19 protein-coding genes are annotated in these 23,330 nt (G+C 61.2%); 8 read left to right on the top strand and 11 right to left on the bottom strand.

The features are described from left to right. Positions 1-613 precede the first annotated feature (613 nt). Both IC234_RS07490 and IC234_RS07485 read right to left on the bottom strand, forming a co-directional pair. The gene (locus IC234_RS07490; RefSeq protein ID WP_190923224.1) at positions 614-2,140 is read right to left on the bottom strand and encodes a TROVE domain-containing protein; all 1,527 of its coding nucleotides are present in this window, start codon (positions 2,138-2,140) and stop codon (positions 614-616) included. 102 nt (positions 2,141-2,242) lie between these two features. Further along, positions 2,243-3,418, bottom strand: a complete 1,176-nt coding sequence (locus IC234_RS07485) for a PcfJ domain-containing protein (protein ID WP_190923223.1) — start codon at positions 3,416-3,418, stop codon at positions 2,243-2,245. A gap of 1,006 nt (positions 3,419-4,424) precedes the next feature. On the opposite strand from IC234_RS07485, the gene IC234_RS07480 reads away from it, so the two are divergent. Both IC234_RS07480 and IC234_RS07475 read left to right on the top strand, forming a co-directional pair. Continuing rightward, a complete protein-coding gene (locus IC234_RS07480; RefSeq protein ID WP_190923222.1) occupies positions 4,425-5,327 on the top strand; it encodes a histone deacetylase family protein in 903 nt (300 codons plus the stop codon). Between the two features lie 39 nt (positions 5,328-5,366). After that, entirely contained in the window at positions 5,367-6,383 is a 1,017-nt protein-coding gene (locus IC234_RS07475) for a J domain-containing protein (RefSeq protein WP_190923221.1), read from the top strand. A gap of 23 nt (positions 6,384-6,406) precedes the next feature. Here the strand turns inward: IC234_RS07475 and IC234_RS07470 are convergent, their stop codons facing one another. The 5 genes from IC234_RS07470 to IC234_RS07450 form a co-directional block, all read right to left on the bottom strand. Beyond that, complete coding sequence (locus tag IC234_RS07470) at positions 6,407-7,039, bottom strand: MOSC domain-containing protein (protein ID WP_190923220.1); 633 nt, start codon at positions 7,037-7,039, stop codon at positions 6,407-6,409. A gap of 111 nt (positions 7,040-7,150) precedes the next feature. Continuing rightward, entirely contained in the window at positions 7,151-8,077 is a 927-nt protein-coding gene (locus IC234_RS07465) for an alpha/beta fold hydrolase (RefSeq protein ID WP_190923219.1), read from the bottom strand. Positions 8,078-8,132: 55 nt separating this feature from the next. Continuing rightward, the gene (locus tag IC234_RS07460) at positions 8,133-8,726 is read right to left on the bottom strand and encodes a TetR/AcrR family transcriptional regulator (RefSeq protein WP_190923218.1); all 594 of its coding nucleotides are present in this window, start codon (positions 8,724-8,726) and stop codon (positions 8,133-8,135) included. Positions 8,727-8,833: 107 nt separating this feature from the next. Next, positions 8,834-11,260: a T9SS type A sorting domain-containing protein gene (locus IC234_RS07455; protein WP_190923217.1), complete on the bottom strand. Its 2,427-nt coding sequence runs from the start codon at positions 11,258-11,260 to the stop codon at positions 8,834-8,836. A gap of 226 nt (positions 11,261-11,486) precedes the next feature. Then, on the bottom strand, positions 11,487-12,212 hold the full coding sequence (locus IC234_RS07450; RefSeq protein ID WP_190923216.1) for a PD-(D/E)XK nuclease-like domain-containing protein: 726 nt from the start codon (positions 12,210-12,212) through the stop codon (positions 11,487-11,489). A gap of 137 nt (positions 12,213-12,349) precedes the next feature. Between IC234_RS07450 and IC234_RS07445 the strand changes: the two genes are divergently transcribed. Further along, on the top strand, positions 12,350-12,772 hold the full coding sequence (locus IC234_RS07445) for an EamA family transporter (RefSeq protein WP_190923215.1): 423 nt from the start codon (positions 12,350-12,352) through the stop codon (positions 12,770-12,772). A gap of 1 nt (position 12,773) precedes the next feature. Here IC234_RS07445 and IC234_RS07440 read toward each other — a convergent pair whose 3' ends face one another. The 4 genes from IC234_RS07440 to argB form a co-directional block, all read right to left on the bottom strand. After that, positions 12,774-15,017: a TonB-dependent receptor gene (locus IC234_RS07440; RefSeq protein WP_190923214.1), complete on the bottom strand. Its 2,244-nt coding sequence runs from the start codon at positions 15,015-15,017 to the stop codon at positions 12,774-12,776. 33 nt (positions 15,018-15,050) lie between these two features. After that, complete coding sequence (gene argH, locus IC234_RS07435; protein ID WP_190923213.1) at positions 15,051-16,355, bottom strand: argininosuccinate lyase; 1,305 nt, start codon at positions 16,353-16,355, stop codon at positions 15,051-15,053. A 114-nt stretch (positions 16,356-16,469) separates the two neighbouring features. Further along, positions 16,470-17,537, bottom strand: coding sequence for a M20 family metallo-hydrolase (locus IC234_RS07430; protein WP_190923212.1), 1,068 nt, complete (start codon positions 17,535-17,537; stop codon positions 16,470-16,472). Continuing rightward, entirely contained in the window at positions 17,525-18,307 is a 783-nt protein-coding gene (gene argB / locus IC234_RS07425; protein WP_190923211.1) for an acetylglutamate kinase, read from the bottom strand. The genes IC234_RS07430 and argB overlap by 13 nt, the downstream gene beginning before the upstream one ends. A gap of 418 nt (positions 18,308-18,725) precedes the next feature. Between argB and IC234_RS07420 the strand changes: the two genes are divergently transcribed. From IC234_RS07420 to IC234_RS07400, 5 genes are read left to right on the top strand one after another with little or no spacing between them, the layout of a single operon-like run. Beyond that, entirely contained in the window at positions 18,726-19,358 is a 633-nt protein-coding gene (locus IC234_RS07420) for a GNAT family N-acetyltransferase (protein ID WP_190923210.1), read from the top strand. Between the two features lie 2 nt (positions 19,359-19,360). After that, entirely contained in the window at positions 19,361-20,551 is a 1,191-nt protein-coding gene (gene argG, locus IC234_RS07415) for an argininosuccinate synthase (RefSeq protein ID WP_190923209.1), read from the top strand. After that, entirely contained in the window at positions 20,541-21,521 is a 981-nt protein-coding gene (argC, locus tag IC234_RS07410; protein ID WP_190923208.1) for an N-acetyl-gamma-glutamyl-phosphate reductase, read from the top strand. Before argG ends, argC begins: the two co-directional genes overlap by 11 nt. Before the next feature lie 18 nt (positions 21,522-21,539). Further along, complete coding sequence (locus IC234_RS07405; protein WP_190923207.1) at positions 21,540-22,094, top strand: hypothetical protein; 555 nt, start codon at positions 21,540-21,542, stop codon at positions 22,092-22,094. A 27-nt stretch (positions 22,095-22,121) separates the two neighbouring features. Continuing rightward, positions 22,122-23,285, top strand: a complete 1,164-nt coding sequence (locus IC234_RS07400; RefSeq protein ID WP_190923438.1) for an aspartate aminotransferase family protein — start codon at positions 22,122-22,124, stop codon at positions 23,283-23,285. The last annotated feature ends 45 nt before the right edge of the window (positions 23,286-23,330 follow it).

Below are 23,330 nucleotides of genomic sequence, written 5' to 3'. Positions count from 1 at the left end.
AGCTGGTGCGGCCCTACCAATTTGCAGTCGCCCTGCCTGGCGGCAGCACTTCGGGAGTCGAACCCGCGACCGCACCTGAGGTTGGTGCGAAGGAAGGCCCGGCTACGGCACCCACCCGGAAACGTATTTTTTCTCGGCTTCATCCGCCAGTTCAGGGCAACAAGCAGCTGGCGCGTCAGCTGTTGCCGAGGCAACAGCAGGGGATTCGAACCCAATCTCTCTGATTAATAGTCAGATTTCAACCAACGAAGTATCGCCCGCCTACGGCACCTGAACCATGCGGATGCCACCGAGGTGGAACGGGCTGCCGCAGCGGGCGCCCGTTCCGGTCGGCGACTGCCCTGTTGGGCAGCCGTCTTCCTAGTCGTGGAGTCTGTGTTTTAACGTCATGAGCGTGTTTTTTATTCTGCCTTTCGGCAGGTAGTAGATTAAGAGGCTCTCGCTTAGGAAAAAATTATTAGTGAGGGGCTTCGCCACCGTCGTAGAGACGCGTATTCGCGTCTCGTCGTTTGCGCCATTTGGGCGTCGTCCAGGAAATCATCGTTCAATGCCGAGACGCGAATACGCGGCGGCCGGGGGTTCCGCTTTATTGCCCGGCCGTTCAGCGTGGTTGTTACAAGTCGATTTTCTCGATTTCCGAGAGTGCCGAGCCGCCGTTGTCCAGCGCCTGAACCACGTCGAATACTTTGTCGGACCAGCCGGCGATGAGGGCCACGCCCGTTTCGGGGCGCACCTCCAGCGGGGCGGTGCCGTGCCCGGCCAGGTCGAAAAGGTAGAGGCGGGCGCCGGGGGCCACGGTGCGGCGGTACTCGGCCCATTCCTGGGCCAGGGTGCCGCCGTCGCCGGTGCTGTTCCACAGCTGCACGTCGGTGAATACCATCACTTTGTCGACCACTTCCCGGCGCTCGCGCAAGTCGCGCACCACGAGGTAGCCGTTGGTGGAATAGCCCACCTCGCCTTCGCGGCGGTAAAACTCTTCCACGTTGCGGAGCACCGGCCCGCGGGGCAGGCTGATGCGCTTCCACGTGTTGCCGAACATGCCGGTGGTCACGTGCTGGCAGCGGCTTTGCAGCAACATGCCCAGCACGAGGCTCACGTCGTAGAGCAGCACTTTGCTGCGCGCCGAAATGGGCTGCTGCATGGAGCTCGACACGTCGCAGGACACCACCACGCGGGTGTCGGGCCCGAAGCCGCGCAGGTTCACGGCGCTGTGCGCAATGGCCGTTTCCAGGGCCGCCAACACGCCGGCTACGTGGCCGCTTTGCACGGCTTTCACCTCTCGGTAGGCGGCCAGGAAACGGAACGGCAGCTGCTTGCTGCGCGCCACCGCAAACCGGTCGGCGAGGGTATCGCACACCCGCTCCATCGCCGCGGCCGAAACATTGGCTTCGAGGATGTTACGTAGGTTGCGGAGCAAGGCCATGTAGCCCAGCTTGCCGCTCGCAATGAGCGTTTCCCAGGTCTGGCGGATGGCCGCTTGCCGCTCGGCTTCGGTGGTGAAGGCTTGCTGCCCCACCGCCGACAGCTCGGTTTCCCAAGTGTAGGGCGTGGGCAATTCGCCGCGCACCAATTGGTCGAACAAGGCCTGCTGGGCTGTGTCGCGGGCTTTGGGGTGCACCACAAACAAGGCATCGCGCAGGCGCACCGCCCCGGCGCGGTCGTACTTCGCCAGCTGGTAGCCGTCGAAACGATTGAAGCTGAGCGCCAGGCCTTTTTGTAGCTGCTTGGAGACGCGGTTGAGGATTTTGGTGCCGCCGCGGCCGTTGGCCTGGGCGTAATAGGCCAGCAATTCAGTGATTTCGTCGGGGCGCTGCACCACCCGCGCCACCAGGCGGCTCAGGAGGCTGTCGCCGCGGTGCAGGCGGGCCAGCTCCACGCACAGTACCAACGGCACCGAGCGCAAGTGCAGGCTTTCGCGGGCGTATACCGCCAGCTGAGCCACGAACAACGGCTCGTTTTTGGCCACCAATTCACGCAGGCGCGTCAGGCGGGTGTCGGCTTTTTCGTAGAACAGGTCGCTGAGCGCCGCCGTGGCCACGGCCGCATACAGCTCGACCTGGGGCGTGAGCGTGAAGGCGGGCGCGCCCTCGTGGTTGACGGTGGTGGGGGCGCGGTTTCGGGAGAAGAAGTTGAAGCGCATAAGCAACGTGCTAAGAGGGTGGGATTTTAATTTTTGAAGACCAATTTTTGAAGACCCTTGCAAGGGTCAGGCAGTGATGCGCATTGAGCGCATCACAGGCATTTACTCAGTTATGTGAACGTGCCGCGACAGCACCAAGCGGGCTTGGTCGAGCCATTGGTTTATCCAGTCGCGCTCCGCGGCGGTCATCCAGCGGTTGTGCTTGCCGCGCACCTGCACCACTTTGCGGCCGGAATCCACCTCCAAGGTCAGGGCGCGGGCCCCGTCCACCGTTAGGGAGAAGATGCCGCACCGGCCTTGGCGGCACGAATGCAGGTAGGTGGCTACGCAGTGGTGCAGAGCTCGGCCTTCGGCCACGAGCTGGCCGTAGGTAAATAGCTGCTCAATGCGCACCGACCCGGCCACGAAATCAGCCACTGGCAAGCCCGCCCAGCGGTGGTTGACGTCCGGTTCCGCATCGCCCGATTGACGACGCTGCCGGACGTCGGCCTGGTGCCAGCGCTCGGTTTGGGCGAGCACCGAAACCATGCTGCGGCCTTTCAGCGAAAAGCCTGGCTGCGGCGGTTCAGGCCCAATGCCCACGCTACGCTTCTGATGAATCCAGTCGCACACGGGGCCCAAGTGGCGCGGGTCGACCATGGGCGTGGCAATGAAAAAATCCACCACGCCCAGCCAGAAGGCATCGTCGAGCAGCGGTGCTCGGCCCAAACGCGACTCCATCACCACGCCCCACCATTCCAATGCATCGCGGGCGGCGAGTTGGGCATAGCGCAAGGCTTCGCGAAACGTGCAGCCCGCAGGTGCTTCCCGCATGCCGTGCTCCAGCCGTTTGCTGAGTTTCACGGGCAGTCCGGGAAAACTGCGGAGTGAGCGGCCCCAGCCCACATGCAGAGTTAGGTCTGGCAGGTTCACGCCATCTTCCACCAATGCCGTTTGCGTCCAAGTATTTAACAGCCACGCCGGCAGGTTGCCGTATTGGTCAAAGAGGTGCTGCACCAAGCTCACCAGCTGGCGAAAAGCATTGCTGCTTTTCGGCTTCCAGTCGGCGATGTCACGCACCCGTTGCTGGTAGCGTTCGGCCAGCGCTGCCACCGCCGGCCCCAATTCGGGTCGGTGCAACACCGCTACGCGCTTGGTTGCCAGCAGTTGCAGCGCTTTGCGAATGCTGTGCTGCGCTGCCACCGGCCGCCCTAACACACAGGCTGCGTACAAGTGCGACAACTCGGCGTTGACGCCCAAGGCTTCGTACAACTCGCGGGGCGAAGTGAAGGAAAACATAAAATCAACTTGCTTCGACAAGGGCCATTTGCGCCAGTCGATGTGCCGCGCAAGGGCGGCACCGGCCTGCTCCCAGCGGTAAGCTTCCGCAGAAACAGGTTTGTTACGGTTTGCCATAAAGCGGGGGCCTGCCCGCGGGCAGTGCTTAGCTAGAAGGTAAAAAGGAGGCGGGCGCACGCAGTCGGCAGCCCGATTTCTGTCGGTTTCGGGGCCACTCACAGCGGCCCCGGTGTTTATAAGCGGCCACTACTTGCAGTGGCCGCGCCGCCCCAGGCGGAATTAAGACGGAGCTGAATACGTGGAGACGCATGTTGAAAAATCGGATTTACTAAGCGTGAAAAATGGGATGGTGTAGGCAGGTATTTGCGACTAATTAATTAGTCATTTCGCAATCAACTTTTAATTCAATTTGAATTAGACACACCTCTCCTGTTCAAATAAAAACAGCGTTTTATTTGGGCATTAATTACACGAAAAAGCCCGGCTTTTTATGGGCCGGGCTTGTCTGATTTGCGGGGTTTACGCCGAGTCTATCGACGTTTCCAACAAAGAAGAGAAGCACGGCCACACCGATTCCAGCGGCCGCAATCGGGCCGTTTCGAGAACTGCTGGGGCAGGTAACTGGGGCGAATATTGGGCATGGGATGCGTTAGGTAAGCGGTTGATAACCGACTAACAACAAAAAACCCGAGCTTGTGGGCTCGGGCGGTGTCGGGTTTCAGCGGGGGCTGAAATCAGGCAAACGTACCGAGCGGAAGCAGCCGACCGGGCTGCATCTTATCCGAATTGCTGGTGAATAGTTCGTGGCGGTACATGGTTGTTTGCTTTTGGTGCGACAAAGGTTTGCAATTAATTTTTATTGCGCAAATAATTTTCAAAATAATTTGTAAATATTTTTCTCAAACTACAAAAACAGGCGAATTATGCAGAATTTATGCACAGAAAAATTTAACTGATTTAGTGCGGTCAATAAACTTCGCCTACGCATCACGGGTATTATGCCCACATGCCGCGCCTCGCCACTTCCGACCATTACACCCTCGACCTGCCCGCCGGGCACCGCTTCCCCATCGCCAAATACGCCCTGATTCGGGAGCAACTGCTGTGGCAGGGCATTGCGGCGCCGGAGGATTTTTACGAACCCGGGCTGTGCGCCGAGGAAGACGTGCTGCGCGTGCACACCGCCGAGTATTGGCACAAGGTGCGCGACCTGCAGCTGAGCCCCGCCGAAGTGCGCCGCCTGGGCTTGCCGCAAAGCCCGCAGTTGGTGCGCCGCTCGCTGAGCAGCAGCGCGGGCACGCTGCAATCGGCTCTGCACGCCCTGCGCGACGGCGTGGGCCTGAACCTGGCCGGCGGCACCCACCACGCCTTTGCCGACCGGGGCGAAGGGTTTTGCGTGCTCAACGACCAGGCCATCGCCGCCGCGCACCTGCTGGCGCACGGGCTGGCCAAGCAGATTTTGATTGTGGATTTGGACGTGCACCAGGGCGACGGCACGGCGGCCATTTTCCAGCACGAGCCGCGCGTATTCACGTTTTCGATGCACGCCGGGGCCAATTATCCGCTGCGCAAGGAACGTTCTGACTTGGACGTGGCGCTGGAGCTGGGCACCGACGACGCCGGGTATCTGCAGCTGCTGACCACGACGCTGCCGCCGCTGGTGGAGCAAGTACGGCCCGATTTCGTCTTTTACCAGGCTGGCGTCGACGTGCTGGCCACCGACAAGCTGGGCAAGCTGGCCCTGACGCCCGCCGGCTGCCGGCAACGCGACGAATTCGTGCTCGGGTTGTGCCACGCCCGGCGCCTGCCGGTGGCCGTGAGCATGGGCGGCGGCTACTCCGAGCGCCTGGCTGACATCGTGGACGCGCATTGCAACACGTTTCGGGTGGCGTTTGAGCTGTGGCCGTAGGGCGTAATCCCCGCACCCTGCACCGTAATTTTGCTGGCTATGAAAAAAACAGATTCGGTGCACCCCTCCCCCATCACGGTGCCCGTTCGGGTTGCTGAAGCGCCTGCGGGCACCCCGGCCCAGCAGGCGTTTCGACAGGCCATTCTGGACGTGGAAAACCTGCGCGAGCGGTTGCGGGACTTGCGCGCCGAGCAGGCCGAAGCCCGCCGGCGCTACTGGCAGCAGGTAGGCCCGGCGGCCGCAACCGTCGTGGCCGCGCGGCGCAGCCTGTTTCCGCCGCTGGAAGAAGCCCTGCTACTGCGCTACTTCAGCCGCCTGGAGGAGCATCAGATTACGGAACTGATACTCGGCAATGCGCGGGCGCTGGAAGACCGGTTTGGTGAGGACGAGGAGGCTATTATCCGCAAGTATGCACCCAATGTGCGGGGCGCCGCAGCCAATGTCGACGCGGCCGAGCCGAAGCCGGGCCAGGCCAACCCAGAACCGGAATACACCCCCGACCCCACCCTGCCGCCCCACGAGCAAGCCGCGGCGGCGGCCCGCGCCCGCCGCAAAACCAAGGCGCAGCGCAAACAGGAAGAAGCCGCCCAAGCCGACCAGAAGCAGCTCGAATCCAACGCCAAAACCATCTACCGCCAGTTGGCCCGCACCCATCACCCCGACCTGGAGCGCGACCCCGAAAAGCAAGCCGCCCGAACGGCCCAGATGCAGCGCATCACCGAAGCCTACGAGGCCGACGACCTCTACGCGCTGCTGCAGCTGCTGGCCGAATCGGGCCCGGCCGACGCCGAGGCCGACGACGTGCTGGCCCGCTACACCCGCGCCCTGTTGCAGCAGCAAGCCCAGCTAAAGCAGGCCATGAACGAGTTGAAGTACGGCCCCAACGGCTTCGTCACGGGTTCGGGCAAGAAGCAGGAGCTCGAATTGCGCCAGCTCAAGCGCGACCTCCGGGCCGAGGCGGAATACGTGCAGCACGTGGCCCGGCTCATGGGCGAGGCCGAAGGCTTGCGCGACGTGCTGCGCCAGCTAGCGGCCGAAGGCGTGGACGCTATTTAAGCTTTCGCCCTCGCAAGGCGGCATTACCCGGCCGTGAAATGGCGCCGCACCGAGGCCGGCAGATACGGAATGCTGAGCAGCTCCTGCACCGCCGCGGGGCTCTGCAGCACGCCGTAGTACATATCGGTGACGTCTTGAATGGTTACGGCGTACGGCGAGCGGCGGCTGAGCTCAATGGCGTCGCCCGCCTGCACCACGCCCGGCTGCAGCACCTGGAAATAGATGCCGCTGCGGCCGGCGGCCACGAAGCGCGACACCATTTCGGGGTCGTTGAAGCGCAGGTTGAGCTTGTAGCAGGGCTGGCGGGGCTGGGCGGCGCGCAGCACGGCCGTGCCCATCTTAAACTCATCGCCAATGCGCACGTCGCGCTCGAGCAGGCCGGCCGTGGTCAGGTTTTCGCCGAAGGCAGCCGGGCCGACCAGGGCGCCCGGTTGCAATTCGGCTTCCCAATAAGTGTAATGCTCGCTGGCGTAGGCATACACGGCTTTGTCGGGGCCGCCGTGCACGCGCAGGTCGGCCTGCTGGTCGCCGGCCAGGTTGTTTCCTTCCAGCGACACGGGGCCGGCAACGGGTTCCTTGAAAATGGCGGTGGTAATGCCCCGTCCTATCCATTCCAGCGTGCGGGGCCGGCCTACGTTGACAGAAAGAATGCGCATGATGAAACGACCGGAAAATGCAAGCCCAGATGGGGAAAGGAAGCGGAATTCCTTTTCCGCCGCCAAGATATCCAGCATTTCTGAGGTTGCTCGGCGCGCAGGCTTCCGGCCCTACCCGATAAAGGCCACCCCAGCCCGCACCACGGCTTCATCGCGCAGAATGCGGTTGTGGCCAAGGCCTTTGGTGGCGTGCAGCACCGCGCCGGGCCAGGCCGCCGCAATTTGCCGGCCTTCGGCAAAGGGAATGATTTCGTCGTCCTCGTCGTGCAGCACCAGCACTTGCTCGGCGCCTGCCATGGGCCCCGCCACCGCCGCGCCGAAAGAATCGGCGGAGCGTCCGGTGGCCTGCTGCACGTACTGCGCAAACTGCGTCACGAACGCGGCCGGCAGCTGCAAGAAATCAGCAAAGCGCCCGGCCACGGCCCGGGGGCCCACCGGCGCACTCATCAATACCAAACGCGGCAAGGGCGCCCCGCCGGGCAGCCGCACCGGCAGGCCCGCCACCGACGCAGCCCCAAACGAATGCGCCACAATGGCGCGCACCTCCCCCACCGTATCGACCACGGCCTGCACCGCGCCGCCGAAGTCCGTTAGCGTCACCAGCTTGCCAGCCGAGGCACCGTGGGCCGGTCCGTCCAGGGCCACCACGCGGTAGCCGGCCGCCACCAGCGGCTGCACCCAGGCCCGCCAAAAGCTGGCCCGGTGCTCCCAGCCGTGCACCAGCACCACGGCCGGCGCGGCGGCCGGCCCCCACTCGTACACGGCCACGGGGCCGGTGCTGGCGGGCACAGTGCGGCGGCGGGCATCGGCCAGCGCGGGGGCTTCCCAGCCTTTTTCGGGCAGGCGGCGGGGCGTGCAAAACACCTTCCAGGCCGTGCGGAATGCCACCGCCGGCGCCACCGCTGAGAGCACCTTCAGCTGCCAGCGCAGCAGCCGCAGGCCGGCGGGCGGCGAGGGATAACGCACGCGCGGCGCCCGGGCAATGGCTGGTTCTTCGGCCAGGTAGTAGTCGTGAGCGGGCGAGAAGGTGTTGGTCATAGCGCAGGCAAAAAGAGGTGAAGCAAAAGCAGCGGCCCGAGCAGCCGTTCGGGCATTAAGCCAGCAGCTCCAGGCGGAGCTGGCTCACGATGGTGTGGTACGGGGTTTCGTCGTGCACGCGCGCCACCTGCAGGGCGCCGGCCAGCGTGGTGAGCACCTGCACGGCCTTGGCCGACGGGCTGCCCACGAAGCGCAGGGCGCCAGTGGCTTTGCCCACGGCCAGCACCTGGGCCAGCCAGGCCGTCAGCTCGCCGTTGAACGTGCGCAACTCGGCCTGCATGGGCGCCGGCAAGGTCCGAAAATCGGCCGCCAGCGCGCCGAACAGGCACACGCGGCATTCTTGCCGGGCGTGGTTGTCATACACCGCAAACAGCGCTTCGAGCTGCTCGGCAGGCGGCAGGTCGGCCACGCGGGGCAGGTCGCGCCACTTGCGCAGCCGCCGGAGCTGCCGGGCCACAATGGCCGTGCCCAGGTCGTCCTTGCTAGGGTAATGGTAGTGAATGGCCGCCGGCTTCACGCCGAGGGCTTTGGCCAAATGCTGGTAGCTAAACGCATTGAAGCCGCGCTCCAATAACAGGCTTTCGGCCAGGTCGAGGATGCGGGTGCGGGTGTCGGGCGCCAGGGCGGCAGGAGCAGCGGGGGTTGTCATCTGGCCCCAAAGATAGTACTTACTTACTAATTAGTAAGTATTTTGCATTGCGCATAAAAAATCCCTTCTCACGATTGTGAGAAGGGATTTTGCCGCCGATAAAGGCTTTAATTCTTTACCACGCGCACCGTGTAAGTGCCGGCGGCCGTGGGCACCTGCACCAGATAGAGGCCAGCGGGCTGGTCGCTCAAATCGAAGCTGCTGGCACCGGCTTGGCTTGCGGGCACGCGGCGCACCACGGCACCCAGCGTGTTGATTACCACAGCGGGCCCGGCGAGGGGCTGGCCATCGGCGTCGACCAGCGCAAAGCGGCCGGTGCCGGGATTGGGCACCACCGCGGGCATGCCAACCGCTGCCGAGCCGTTCACGGCCACCACTTGCGAGAACGACTCCGTGCCGTCGAGGTCGGTTTGGCGCAGGCGATAGTAGGCCAGGCCGGCCAGCGGATGCTCGTCGGCGAAGCGGTACGCGCGCGGGCCGCTGCTGCTGCCTTGCGCGGCCACGCGGCCCAGCAACTCAAACGTGAGGCCGTTGCGGCTGCGCTCCACGGTGAAGTCGCGGCTGTTGTGCTCGGTGGCCGTGGTCCAGGTGCAGGCCACGGCCGTGCCGGCCCGCTGAGCACCAAAAGCCGTGAGCACCACCGGCAGGGAGCCGTTTGGCAGCGACGACACGGCGAACGGCGAGAAGCTGGTGATGCCCGTGCGCGACACCACGCTCGAATTGGCAACGGTGCCGGCCGAGGCGCCCTGCTGGGCCGTGTACCGGTCCCAGGCCCCGTTCAGGTAGTGGTTGATGTGGGCCAGCGAATTCTGGAAGCCCGTCACCACGTCCACGTCGTTCCATTGCAGCTTGAGGGTGAGGTTGGAGTTGCCGCTCACTTCTTCGCCCACAAACCAGGTCTTTTTCACGTTGCGGTCACGGGCTTCGGTGCCCACCACGCCCACTTCGTTGATGTAGCGCACGTAGGCTTCCGGGGCCACGCGCACGCTGTAGGTGTCTTCCGACTGTGCCTGGGTCTGGCTGAGCAAGGCCGGCGTGTACGACGTGGCCGACGTGCCCACCGGAAACAGCACTTCCACGCCGTCGCTCGACACGGTGCGCTGCAGGCTGCCCTTGCCGTTGGTCACAAAAAAGGTATTAGCCCCGTTGAGGCCGGTCAGGGTAGCGCCTTTAAGCAGCAGCAGGTTGTAATCGGCCAAGCTGAGAATGGACGCGCCAGTGGTGTTGAATGCCAGGCCGGCATTCACCAGCACGTTGCCGGTGAGCAACTTGGGACCGGTGCCCGACAGCTTGAGCGTGCCGTAGCTGGCGCCTTTCACGTTCTGGTTGGTGGTGCCGCCATTCACGTATTCCACGGTGCTGCTGGGGTGCAGCGCGCCCAGGCTCAGGTTGTTGTTCACCTGGTTAATCTGCAGCGTAGAGCCAGCGCCCACGTCTACCGTGCCCTGAATGAGGTCGTTGGCATTCACGTAGAGCGAGGCCGGCGACGACGGGGTGCCCACCACAATTTTCGAATTGGCGCCGCTCACCGTCCAGGTGCCGTTGATGCGGTCGGCGGAGCCCGTGCTGCCCTGCACGTAATAAATGGTGTTGTCGGCCGTGAAATTGGTCGGCGCGGTGCCGGTGCCGTTCACGTTGGTGCCCCAGTTGTTCTTCGAGTCCAGATTTTTGTTGTCGCCGGGCAAGGAATAAAAGATGTTGGTTTGCGGCGTAATAACGATGTCGTCGACGCTCAGGCCGTTGCCGTTGGTAGACGAGTTGAACACGTAGCCGAAACGCACCATGATTTCCTGCCCCGCCAGCAGGTTGATGCCCACCAGCGTAGTTTGCTTCACGCGGCGATTGGTAGCGGCGTTGCCGTTGCGCGGCGCAATGGCCGTGGAGGTGGAGGGTGCCGGCACGCCCAGGTCGGCGATGGGCAGCCAAGTGCCGCTTGTCAGCGAGGTGATGGTGGCCGTGGTAGTCGTAGTCCGCTGGTAGTCTACCGTCACGTTGGCAGCCTGGGTCTGGCTCGAATTGTACCACTGCTCCATCGCATACTGAATTTCCAGGTTCACGATGGTTTTCGTGGACGAGTTCTTCAACCGAATGCCCACGTACCCTTTGCCCGAGCCGGTGGTGGTGCCGGCAATGCCGCCCAAGGCGCGGTCGGTACCGCCGGGAGCCCCGAAATGATACCAGGAAGGCCCATGGGGTGTGCCGTCGGCGTCGACGGTGCCCGCCGCGGTGGCGCCCTCCGTGCCGTCGTCGGGCCCCAGTTTGGCCGACGTGCCGGCTCGCGTGTACGATTCCAACTCCACTCCCGCAAAGGTCCCCGTGTCGAGCACGTATTTGGCATACACGCCCGGCAGCGTCGTATTGCTGCCGAAGGTGGCCTTGGTACCCGCCAGTGCGTCAAAATTCTGCGAGTAGGGTCCCAAGCCGTTGGAAGAAGCGTCGGGGCTGTCTTTAAAGACGTACTGCGCCCGGACCGGCAACGCCGCCAGGCTTATCAGCATTGCCCCAACCAAGCATTGCATAAAAGATTGTTTCATATAAAAGAGCAAGTGGTAAAAGAGAACAAATTATATTATTACGCTATTCCAACTCGAAATTGCGCAACAATATTACAACTCTCTCTGCGAACCAATCACCCAATTATTAAAACCATCTTATTTCACATCAATAAGTTACCATTAAAATTAATTAACATGCAACGCGTGTACACAAAATTTGAAACCAAGAGCGGCCCCTCCACTACAGACTCTAGTTTTACTTATTTCAGGATTCTTCCGCACTCAATCCGAGTGCATCCACGGCGGCCTGCACGGCTTCGGCCCGGTAGGCGGGCGCCGTGGCGGGGGCCTTTAGCAGGCGCAACAGGCGCTGGTATTTCTGGCGCCCCTCGGCCAGCATCTGCTCGCTCACTTCAATGGTGAACACGCCAAACGGCTCCACCTTCTGCACGCCCACCAGTAGGAACCGCTCGGCGCGCAAGGCATCGGTGTAGAAGGCGGCCTGGCGGTCGTAGTCGTAGGCCGAGCACTGCCAGAGAAAATGGTCGGCGTCGCGCGCCATCGTGGTTTTGAAGTCGATGATGGTGAACGGCTGGTCGGCGTGGTCCACGATGAGGTCGGCGCGCAGCTTGCAGAGCGTGTCGGTCTGGGGCTCGGTGAAGAGCACGCTCACTTCGGGCTGGCCCACGGCCAGCAGCTCGTTCAGGCGCGAGTCGAGCTTCACGCCGTCCACCAGCCACCACACCAGCGTGTCGTTGAGGCCGGGCTGGCCGGCCACGTAGTCGTTGGGCTCGAGCAGAGCCGTATGGAAGGCCGTGCCGAAGCTCAGGGCGCCGTCGGCGGCACTGGTTTGCGGGCGCGGCGGGCGCCCGTCGAGGGCATCGCGCAGGCGCGAGAGGTCGGAGTTGGCCACGGCGGGCAGGGCCCGGTAGGTATCGTAGTCGAGGCGCAGCAGGTCGGGCCGGCGGAAAGTAGAATCAGATTCGGGCATAGGTAAAAAGGTAACAGCAAACTCGGCATAATGGCTCCGCCTGGGCTAGTACTAGCCGCGGGGCCCGACGGTTGCGGGCCGTTGTGCGTAGGCTCGGCTACGGGCAGCTCCTTGCCCGCCCTCACGCTGGTTTTCTTATGGCTTCCTGGATTCCTTACGCCCTGTTTTCGGCCCTTTTCGCGGCCCTCACCGCCATTTTTGCCAAAATCGGCATCAAAGGCGTCGACTCTGACCTGGCCACGGCCATTCGCACGGTGGTCATCCTGGTGCTGGCCTGGGGCATTGCCGTGGCGCGCGGGGCCACGGCGGGGCTGCCGGCGCTGTCGGGCCGCACGTGGCTGTTTTTGGTGCTGTCGGGGCTGGCCACGGGGGCGTCGTGGCTGTGCTATTTCCGCGCCCTGAAGCTGGGCCCCGTGAGCCGCGTGGCGCCCGTCGACAAGCTGAGCGTGGCCCTGGCGCTGCTGCTGGCGGTGGCGTTTCTGGGCGAAACCCTTTCGGCCCGCGGCGCGCTGGGCGCGGGGCTCATTTTGGCGGGCACCGTGGTGCTGGCCTGGGCCTGAGCTAGCCTTTCACCCAGCGCCACGTCACCGACAGGTTGATGACGCGGCCCTCCACCGGGGCCCATAGCTCGCTGAACACGGGGTTGCCCAGCGGAGGGCTCACCACCCGCTCGCGCCGCGTCTGGCGGTAGTCGAGCAGGTTTTCGCCGTTCAAGGCCACCGTCCAGGCCTCGGTGTGGTAGCGCAAAATGGCCGCAAACAGCGGGTAGCCGGGCGTGGTGCGGCCGTCGGAGAGGTATTGCTGGCCGGTGTAGGAAGCTTCCACCCCGGCGTTGAAATTCTCGGCAAAATCGACCAGCGCCACGGCGGCAAACTTATGGCGGGCCGACAAGGGCAGTCGCTCGTTCACGGCGTCGTATTGCTGGCGGGCATCGGTAAAGACGTAGCCCAGGTAGAGCTCGGTTTCATCGGCCCGCAGGCGCACGTAGGTTTCCAGGCCGCGCGTCGAGAGCGGGTCGGCAGCATTTTGCCAAGTGAGAAAGTTCTGCCCACTAGGGCCGGCAAAGCCGCTGCCGTTCAGCACCAGCGGGTCGGCCAGCCGCGTGTAGAAAAAGGACTGGTTCACGTTCAGCGTGAGCGGGGTATCGAAGCCGGCGAAGGTGCGCTGGAAATTCACGTCGCCGTTGATGCCGAGCGACGTTTCGGCCCGCACGCCGCGCAGGGGCTGCACCAGCGGGTAGTCGCGCTCATCGAGGCTGTTGATGTAGGGCACGGCCGCACGGTAGCCCAGGCCCCCGTTGAGGCGGGCCGTCACGGCCGGACTGGCCTTGTAGAGCAGGGCCACCCGCGGCAGCAAAAAACCCCCAAACTGGTTGTGGTGGTCGTAGCGCAGCCCGGTTTGCAGGTTGAGGGCCGGCAGCAGGCGCCAGTCGTCTTGCACAAACGCGCCCACCGTGGCGTAGCGGTACGGGCTGCGCAACGGCGTAGCGCTGCGGTTGAACGAGCCCAGCTGCTCGCCGTTGGCGTCGAGGCCGGCCACCACCGTGTGCCGCCCGTAGCCGTGCCGGTAATTGACTTCGGCGAAATACGTGGTCTGGAACGCCGTGAAACTGGCGATTGGCGTGTTTACGTCGCGCACAAAATCGGTGCCCGTGGCCTTCACCGTAAGGGCGCCCCGCGCCACGCTGTCGTTCACATACAGCAGGTCCACGGTGTTGCGCAGGCTGGTGTTGTCCACGTAAAACAGCCGCCCGCTGGCGATGTCGGGGCCGTGCTGCATTACCTGCAGGTCGCCGGCGCGGCGGCTTTCGGCCGTGCCGTTGTAGCCCAGCGCCAGCTGGCTGTGGGCGTTGGGGTAAAAAAACAGGCGCGGGTGCAGGTTGAGGCTGCGGGCCCGGGGCACGTCCACAAACCCGTCGCCGTCCACGTCTTTTTCCTTTTGATTAACAAGGCCCACAAACGCGGTGTAGCCCCAGCGCGCGCCGCGCTTGGCCGCAAAGCCGGTCAGGTCGCTCTCGCGCAGGGTGGTTTGGTTGAGGCTGAAGGCGTAGCTGGGCCGGTCGAGGTTGGGCGTTTTGCTCACCAGATTCACCAGGCCGGCAATGGCGCCGCCCCCGTACAGCGTCGAATTCGAGCCCTTAATCAGTTCCACCTGCCGCAAATCGAGCGGCGGAATGGTGAGCAGGCCAAAGGAGCCCGCAAACCCGCCGTACAGCGGCACGCCGTCGCGCAAAATCTGGGTGTATTGCCCCGGCAGGCCTTGCAGGCGCAGGTCGGCGTTGCCGGTGGTGGGCGACGTAGGCTGAATCTGCGCGCCGGCAAAATCGCCCAGCAGGCCTGCAATGTTGGCGGGTTTGATGCTGCTTTCCTCCTCCAGCTCCTCCAGGCCCAGCACTTCCACGCGCGTGGGCAGGTCTTCGATGCGGGAGTTGGTGCGGGTGGCCGTCACCACCACTTCGTCAATCTCTTCGGCGCTGGGCGCCAGCTGCACCGTGAGCCCGCCACCCGCCGCGGGCACCACTGCCAGCCGCGCCCGAAACCCCAGCGCGCTGATGCGCAGGCGCGTGCCGGGCGCCGGGGCCGGGTCGAGCGTGGCGGTACCCGTCACGTCGGTGGCCGCGCCCACCCCCGTGCCGGGCACCGCCACGCTGGCGCCAATCAGGGGCTCGTGGCGGGCCGAGTCGCGCACCAGCACGCGCAGGCCCTGGCCCCGGCCCGCCAGGGACAGCATCAGCACCAGCAGCACCCCTACCGCACGCCGCAGCATCCGGAGACGGCAAGCCGTCGACGTCATGTTATTCATCATGTCATTCTTAAACAGCGGCGTGAGAAGTCAATTTTACGCACTAAAGAGCCTGCTTTTTTGCTGCCAGCGCTCCACTTTGGCCGCGATTTCTTCCAGGCCCAGGTTGTGAATGCTGCCCAGATGCGTGGTCTGAAATTCGCGGTGCGGCACGTAGCTGCCGTCTTCCACGGCGCGGCCCACCTGCTGGTAGGCATCGCGAAACGGCACCCCGGCAATGATGAGCTGGTTGATGTTTTCCACCGAAAAAATAGCGTCGTATTTCTCCTGCTCAATCACGCCGGGCTTAATCTTGATTTCGGGCAAGGCAAACAGCAAAATATCGAGCAAGTCCGCGAACTGCACCATGGGCCCAAACAGCAATTCTTTCAGGAGCTGAAAGTCGCGGTGGTAGCCGCTGGGCAGGTTGCTGGTGGCCAAGATAATGTCGTTGGGCAGCGCCTGCAGGCGGTTGGCGTGGGCGCGCACCAGCTCAAACACGTCGGGGTTTTTCTTGTGCGGCATGATGCTGGAGCCCGTCGTAAACTCCTTGGGCAGCGTCACAAAACCCAAATCCTGGCTGTTGTACATCACCAGGTCGTAGGCCATTTTGCCCAGCGTGCCCGCCGCCCCGGCAATGGCAAACGCCAGCGTTTTTTCGGTTTTGCCGCGCAGCATCTGCGCGCCCACGGCGCTCACGGCCACGCTGCCGAAGCCCATTTCGCGGGTCGTCATTTCGCGGTCTATCGGAAAGCTGCTGCCAAAGCCCGCTCCCGAGCCCAGCGGATTCTGATCGGCCACAGTATGGGCCGCTTCAAACAGCGCCAAATCCAGCAGCAAATGCTCGGCATACGCCGAAAACCACAGCCCAAAGCTGCTCGGCATGGCCGCCTGAAAGTGCGTGTAGCCCGGCAGCAAATCGGCCTGGTGCGCCTCAGCCTTCTGCACCAGCACGCGCACCAACGCCACAATTTTCGTCGCAATGCGCTCGGTGTAATCCTTCAGAAACAGCTGAATGGCCGTTAGCACCTGGTCGTTGCGCGAGCGGGCCGTGTGTATTTTTTTGCCGGCGTCGCCGTACTTCTCGGTGAGGTAATGTTCGATTTTGGAATGCACGTCTTCAAAATCAGCCTCAATGGTAAACGTGCCCGCGTCTACCTGCGCCAGCAATTCATCCAATCCGGCAATTAATTGCTGCCGCTCTTGGTCAGAAATCAAACCGACTTTGGCCAGCATGTTGGCCTGCGCCTTCGACGCCAGCATATCAAACGGCGCCAGATACATATCCAATTCGCGGTCACGTCCCACCGTAAATTTCTCAATGGTGTCGTTTACCGAAAATCCTTTTTCCCAAATTTTCATGGTTCCTGTCTATTAAATCAGTTCAGAGCGTCATGCTGCGCCGCAATGAGCCGCAGCAGCGCTTTACTTCGCGGATGCTATACGAGCAACGCGAAGTAGTAATTCGCGTTTCACTTAGAAAGTAAAATCCGACAGCAGCGCGATATAATCCCGAATGCCTGCGTCAATTTCACTAAGCAAAATGTATTCGTTGGGTGTATGCGAGCGGGCACTCTCGCCCGGGCCCATTTTAAGGGTTTCAAACGGCATCATCGACTGGTCCGACAGCGTGGGCGAGCCATACATTTGTTTGCCCATGGCCTTTCCCTTTCGAATAAGCGGATGTTGGTCGCTGATGCGGGAAGAATTGAGATGAGTGGAGCGCGGCGTTATTTCCGACTGTACATTTGCCCGAATTATCTCCAGCACTTCTTGGTTGCTGTACAGCTCGTTGGTGCGCACATCGACCACAAACTGACAGCGGTCGGGCACCACGTTGTGCTGCGTGCCGGCGTTAATTTGCGTAACCGTCGTTTTCACCGGCCCCAGCAGCGGCGACACTTTCGGAAACTGATAATTGCGCAGCCACTGGATGTCGCCAAGGGCTTTGTAGAGGGCATTTTCGCCTTCGTTGCGGGCCGCGTGGCCGGTTTTGCCATGCGCGGTGCCGTCGAGCACCAGCAGGCCTTTTTCGGCAATGGCCAGCTGCATGCCGGTGGGCTCTCCTACTATTCCCAGGTCAACTTTCCCAAATTCCGGCAGCACGCTGCGGATGCCATTGGCGCCGGAAATTTCTTCTTCCGCCGTTATTGCGCAAATTAAATTAAACGCATTTGACTTATTCCGGAAATACAGAAACGTAGCGAGCAGACTTACCGCCGCCGCTCCGGCGTCGTTGCTGCCCAAGCCAATTAATTTATCGCCTTCCAGCACCGCCCCAAACGGGTCGTAATTCCAGCCCGCACCGGGCTTCACCGTGTCGTGGTGCGAGTTGAGCAGAATAGTGGGCTTCTGCGCGTCAAAATTCTCCGAGAAAGCCCAAACGTTATGCTGCTGCCGATGCGGCGTTGCGCCGTGCGCAAGCAAAAATGCTTCTATCAGAGCAGCCGTGCCAGATTCTTCCCGCGAAAACGAAGGCGTTTTTATCAGTTGAACCAATAACGCCACAGCAGCATCGCGCAATTCGGTTATTACGTCAGGCATAGTGTGGTATGAAGTGTGTCGTCGATGTAGAGCGCATGCTCAATAATCACTTTTTCCACCCCGAATTGTAGCGCGTCGAATGCGTTTTCTAATTTCGGCAGCATGCCGTCGGCAATCACACCGCTTTCCTTCAGCAATGCATAATCGGCTAGATTAATTTTTGGAATTACCGACGTTTCGTCGGAAATATCCGTCAGCACGCCGCGCTTTTCGAAGCAAAAATGCAGCTCAACTTCGTATTGCTTGCACAAAGCCTTGGCCACCGAGGCCGCAATGGTATCGGCGTTGGTATTTAGCAATTGTCCCTGGCCGTCGTGATTGATGGGGCAGAGCACCGGCGTGAGGCCCAGCGCCAGAAACTGGTGCAGCATGTGGGTATTCACGCTGGCTTCGCTCAAATCGCCCACAAAGCCGTAGTCTATTTCGCGCACCGGACGCTTCACGGCCTGAATAACGTTGCCATCGGCCCCGGTAAGGCCCAATGCGTTGATGCCCAGCTTCTGCAGCGTGGCCACTATTTGCTTGTTGGTTTTGCCCGCGTAAAACATGGTGACCAAATCCAGCGTGGCGGCATCGGTGATGCGGCGGCCGTTTACCATGCGTGGCGCTATGCCCAATTGCCGCAGCATTTCGCTGGCGCCTTTGCCGCCGCCGTGCACCAATATTTTCGGGCCGCTAATGCCGGAAAACAATCGCAGAAATTCCTGCAATTCGGCTTCGTGGTCAATAATGCCGCCGCCTATTTTAAATATTTTTACTACCGAATTCATCAACCCTTCACGTTAGCGTTGGCCCGCGGTGCACGGAGGCCCAGTCAAAAAATAACACAGAAATGTTGCGGGCAAAAGTAGGGCCTTTTACCTTTGCGCCAGATTTGAACCACTTGGTTCTCGGCTTCGTTACAGCGCCGAATCGCCTCATTTTTGCCATGACCCGTTCGGTTTCCTTGTCCACTTTGCCCGCCCCCGCCGCCTGGCCGGGAGTAGCCGGCGTGTGCGAAACCGCTTGCGCATTGGTTCGACGACCCTAGCGGCTTCAACAGCCGCATGTTGGCCCCTTGGCCAGCCCTTTTGAGCCGGGCTAGTATCCGCTCACACTTACAGACAGGTTTGGGCTTTAACAGGAGTTTCCCGTATACAGCGGGTTTCCGGACAGCCGCGTATCTATCCCTAAGTATTTCCTCAATCAATGACAATTCGGGTTGCAACGCCAGCGGACGCACAGTACGCTGAATTATTATGCCAGTGGTACATCGAGTCGGCGAAGACGCGCGGCACGGGCATCGCCAAGCGCGAGCCGGCCTACGTGGCCAAAAAGATGGAAAGCGGCGACGCCATCATCGCCTTCGTCGACGACGAGCTGGCCGGCTTCTGCTACATCGAAACCTTTGACGACAAGACGTTTGTGGTCAACTCGGGCCTGATTGTGAACGCCGAGATTCGCAAGGGCGGCGTGGGCCGGGCCATCAAGCAGGCAGTTTTTGAGCTGTCGCGCACCAAATACCCGCAGGCCAAGATTTTCGGCATCACGACCAGCTTGGCCGTGATGAAAATCAACACCGACCTGGGCTACGAGCCCGTGACCTTCTCGGAGCTCACGAGCAGCGAAGACTTTTGGAAAGGCTGCAAAAGCTGCAAAAACTACGGCATTCTGATGGAGAACGAGCGCAAGATGTGCCTCTGTACCGGCATGCTCTACGATGCGGCCGACAAGCCGCTTGTGCAACTGCAGGTTCCCGATTTCGCCAGCCACCTCACGCCCCCGCTGCCCATCGGCACCGACCCTGCTCCTACTCTTTCTGAAACCGATTCTGCACAGTAAACATGAAGAAAAAAGCCATTCTCGCCTATAGCGGCGGCCTCGACACCTCGTTTTGCGCCGTGTATCTGTCGCGCGAGCTTGATTTGGAAGTGCACACCGTCATCGTCAACTCGGGCGGTTTCACGGCCGAGGAGCTGGCCGCCATCGAGAAGCGCGCCTACGAGCTGGGCTCGGTGAAGCACGAGGTAATTGACGTAACCACGCGCTTCTACCAGGACTGCCTGCGCTACCTGCTGTTTGGCAACGTGTTGAAGAATGATACTTACCCGCTGAGTGTGAGCGCCGAGCGCATGTTCCAGTCGCTGGCCATTGCCGAGTATGCCCGCGCCAACGAGGCCGACTACATCGTGCACGGCAGCACCGGCGCCGGCAATGACCAAGTGCGTTTCGACGTGGCGTTTGCGGTGATTGCGCCCAAAACGGAAATCCTGACGCCCATCCGCGACCTGAAACTGTCGCGCCAAGCCGAAATTGAGTACCTGCAAAAACAGGGCTTCGAGATGAGTTGGGAAAAGGCGAAATACTCCATTAATAAAGGCATCTGGGGCACCAGCGTGGGCGGCGTCGAAACGCTTACCTCGCACGAGGCCCTGCCGGAAAGTGCTTATCCGTCGCAGCTGCAGCGCCAGGATTCGGAGCGCGTGGAAATCACCTTTGAAAAGGGCGAGCCCGTGGCGCTGAACGGCGAAACGCTGGAGCCGGTGGCCCTGATTCAGAAGCTGAACGAGTTGGGCGCGGCCTTCGCCGTGGGCCGCGACATTCACGTGGGCGATACCATTCTGGGCATCAAGGGCCGCGTGGGCTTTGAGGCGCCCGCGCCGCTCATCCTCATCAAAGCGCACCACCTGCTGGAGAAGCACACCAGCACCCGCTGGCAACTGCTGCACAAGGATTACATCGCCAACTGGTACGGCACGCTGCTGCACGAAGCGCAGTACCTCGACCCGGTGATGCGCGACATGGAAGCCTTCCTTGCATCGTCGCAGAAGCACGTGTCGGGCAAGGTGTTCGTGCAGCTCAAGCCCTACCAATTTGACCTGCTCGGGGTAGAGTCGAAATACGACATGATGCAGTCGAAAGTGGCCACCTACGGCGAGGAAAACAACGCCTGGGATTCGCGCGACGCAAAGGGTTTCATCAAGATTTTCGGCAACCAGCTGAAAATTAGCGCCAGCCTGCACGATGAAAATTAAGGCCGGCATTGTGGGCGGCGCCGGCTACACGGCTGGCGAGCTCATCCGCATTTTGCTGCACCACGAGTTCGTGGAACTGGGCGGCATCGTCAGCTCCTCGAACGCGGGCAACCCGGTGTACCAGGTGCACGACGACCTGGTGGGCGAAACCGAACTGGTTTTTGCCTCTGAATTGGCCGGCGACGAGGACGTGGTGTTTTTGTGCCTCGGGCACGGCAACTCCAAAGCATGGCTGCACAAAAACGCCCTGCCCGAAACCACGCACATCATCGACTTGAGCAACGATTTCCGCCTGAATGCAGATGCCGAGTTTGAAGGCCGCGAGTTCGTATATGGCCTGCCGGAGCTGAACAAAAGCCGCATTCAGCAAGCCCAGAGCATTGCCAACCCGGGCTGCTTCGCCACGGCCATCCAGCTGGCGCTGCTGCCACTAGCCCAGGCCGGCAAGCTCACCGACGACATCCACGTCTCGGCCATTACCGGCAGCACCGGCGCGGGCCAGAGCCTGGCGGAAACGGTGCATTTCTCGTGGCGCACCAACAATGTGTCCATCTACAAGCCCTTCACGCACCAGCACCTCGGCGAAATCGGCGAGAGCCTGGCGCAGCTGCAGCCGCAGTCGGAAGCCGAGATTCACTTCATCCCTTACCGCGGCAATTTCTCGCGGGGCATTTTCGCCAGCGTTTACACGCCGTCGGATTTGACGCAGGACGAGGCGCGGGCGCTGTACCGGCAGTTTTACGCCGACGCGCCATTCACCACGGTTTCGGATAAGGAAATTCACCTCAAGCAGGTGGTGAACACCAACAAATGCCTGCTACATGTACAGAAACAAGGCAAGCAATTATTGATTACCTCGGTGATTGATAACCTGGTGAAAGGTGCGTCGGGCCAAGCTGTGCAGAATATGAATTTGATTTTCGGGCTACCGGAAACGACGGGGTTGAAGAGTAAAGCTTCGTTCTTTTAAACTTTAATCCATAAAAGGATGAAGCGCTATCACTTTTATTTAGTACTTCTGGCGGTTTGTGCTGCTACCGCTTGGATTACTAAAGCACATGACCCAATAGATAAAACCAAGTGGGTCAAATACGTTTTGGATAGAAAGTGGGCGTTCACTGCACCTGCAGGAGCAAAAATAAATTCTTTTGGAGAAGCCAGCGATGTTGAAGCGAAAGGCATCGTCACATTAAAGGACGATTTAGTAAAGCTTGAATTTGATAGCGAATACATTAAGCCCGCTAATAACACGACTTGCAGCTTGAAAGCTACTGTTGCTCGTCTTAAGAAACGAATAGACAGAGGAGATTACCGGCATTTTGATACAGGTGAAGTGCGGCACGTTGTCAGAGCCGATTCTATTCATGGCATGGGTGCGCTCATCGTAACTCCTGTAAAAACAGGAATTGGCATTACTTATATAGCTATTACAGACTGTGAAAACGCTGCTGGCTTGAGCATGCTTGGAAAGAACCTTTCTGCAAGTAATCAAGCCATAGTATTAGAGATTTTTAAAGGTATCCACCACGTACCTCTCAAGTAGTAAACATCAGTTTTAAATGCAGCCATGATGGAGCTTTTCAACGTTTATCCCCTCGTCAACATCACGCCCGTGAAGGCGTTGGGCGCGAAGCTGTGGGACGACCAAGGCCAGGAATATCTTGATTTCTACGGCGGCCACGCCGTTATTTCCATCGGCCACAGCCACCCGCACTACGTGCAGCGCCTCACCGAGCAGCTGCAAAACATCGGCTTCTACTCCAACTCGGTGCAGATTCCGATTCAGACGCAGCTGGCGCACAAGCTGGGGCAGGTGTCGGGCTACGACGACTACGCGCTGTTTCTGTGCAACTCGGGGGCCGAGGCCAACGAGAACGCGCTGAAGCTGGCCTCCTTCCACACCGGCAAAACCCGCGTGGTGGCGTTCAAAGGCGCGTTTCACGGGCGCACCTCCGGCGCGGTGGCGGCCACCGATAATCCGAAAATTGTTGCTCCTTTTAACGCCAACCATGCCATCAGCTTCGTCGATTACGACCTGAAGGCGGTGGCCGAAATCCTGCACGGCGGCGATGTGTGCGCGGTGATTATTGAGCCCATTCAGGGCGTGGGCGGCATCATCATGCCTTCCGACGAGTTTTTGCAGGGGTTGTCGCTGCTGTGCGGCGCGCACAACGTGTTGCTCATCGCCGACGAGGTGCAGAGCGGCTACGGCCGCAGTGGCAAATTTTTCGCGCACCAGCACGCCGGCATCCGGCCCGACATCATTTCCGTGGCTAAGGGCATGGGCAACGGCTTCCCCATCGGCGGCATCCTGATTGCGCCCCATCTGAAAGCCACCTATGGCCTGCTGGGCACCACTTTTGGCGGCAACCACCTGGCTTGCGCCGCCGCGCTGGCCGTGCTGGAAGTCATCGAGGCAGAAGCCCTGGTAGCCCATGCCGCCGAGCTGGGCCAGTACCTGCGCCAGGAGCTAGCAGCCAACGCGGGCGCCGAAGAAATCCGCGGCCGCGGCCTGATGGTGGGCATCAAGTACGACTTTCCCATCAAAGACGTGCGCGACAAACTTCTCTCGGAGCACCATATTTTTGTGGGCAATGCGTCTGACCCAACGGTACTTCGCCTGCTGCCGCCCCTGAATATTACCAAAGCTGAGGTCGACCGGTTTCTGGAAGCGCTGTATGCGCTGACGGAGAAAATGGTGGAAGCCATCCCTCAAGCCTCGGCACTCGACTAAATCATCTGCGGCGGAGACGCATCTTTGTGGCTCCATGTTGAATTT

The organism is Hymenobacter armeniacus, assembly GCF_014699055.1.
Lineage (GTDB): Bacteria > Bacteroidota > Bacteroidia > Cytophagales > Hymenobacteraceae > Hymenobacter > Hymenobacter armeniacus.
This window is presented reverse-complemented; position numbering and strand designations above follow the sequence as displayed.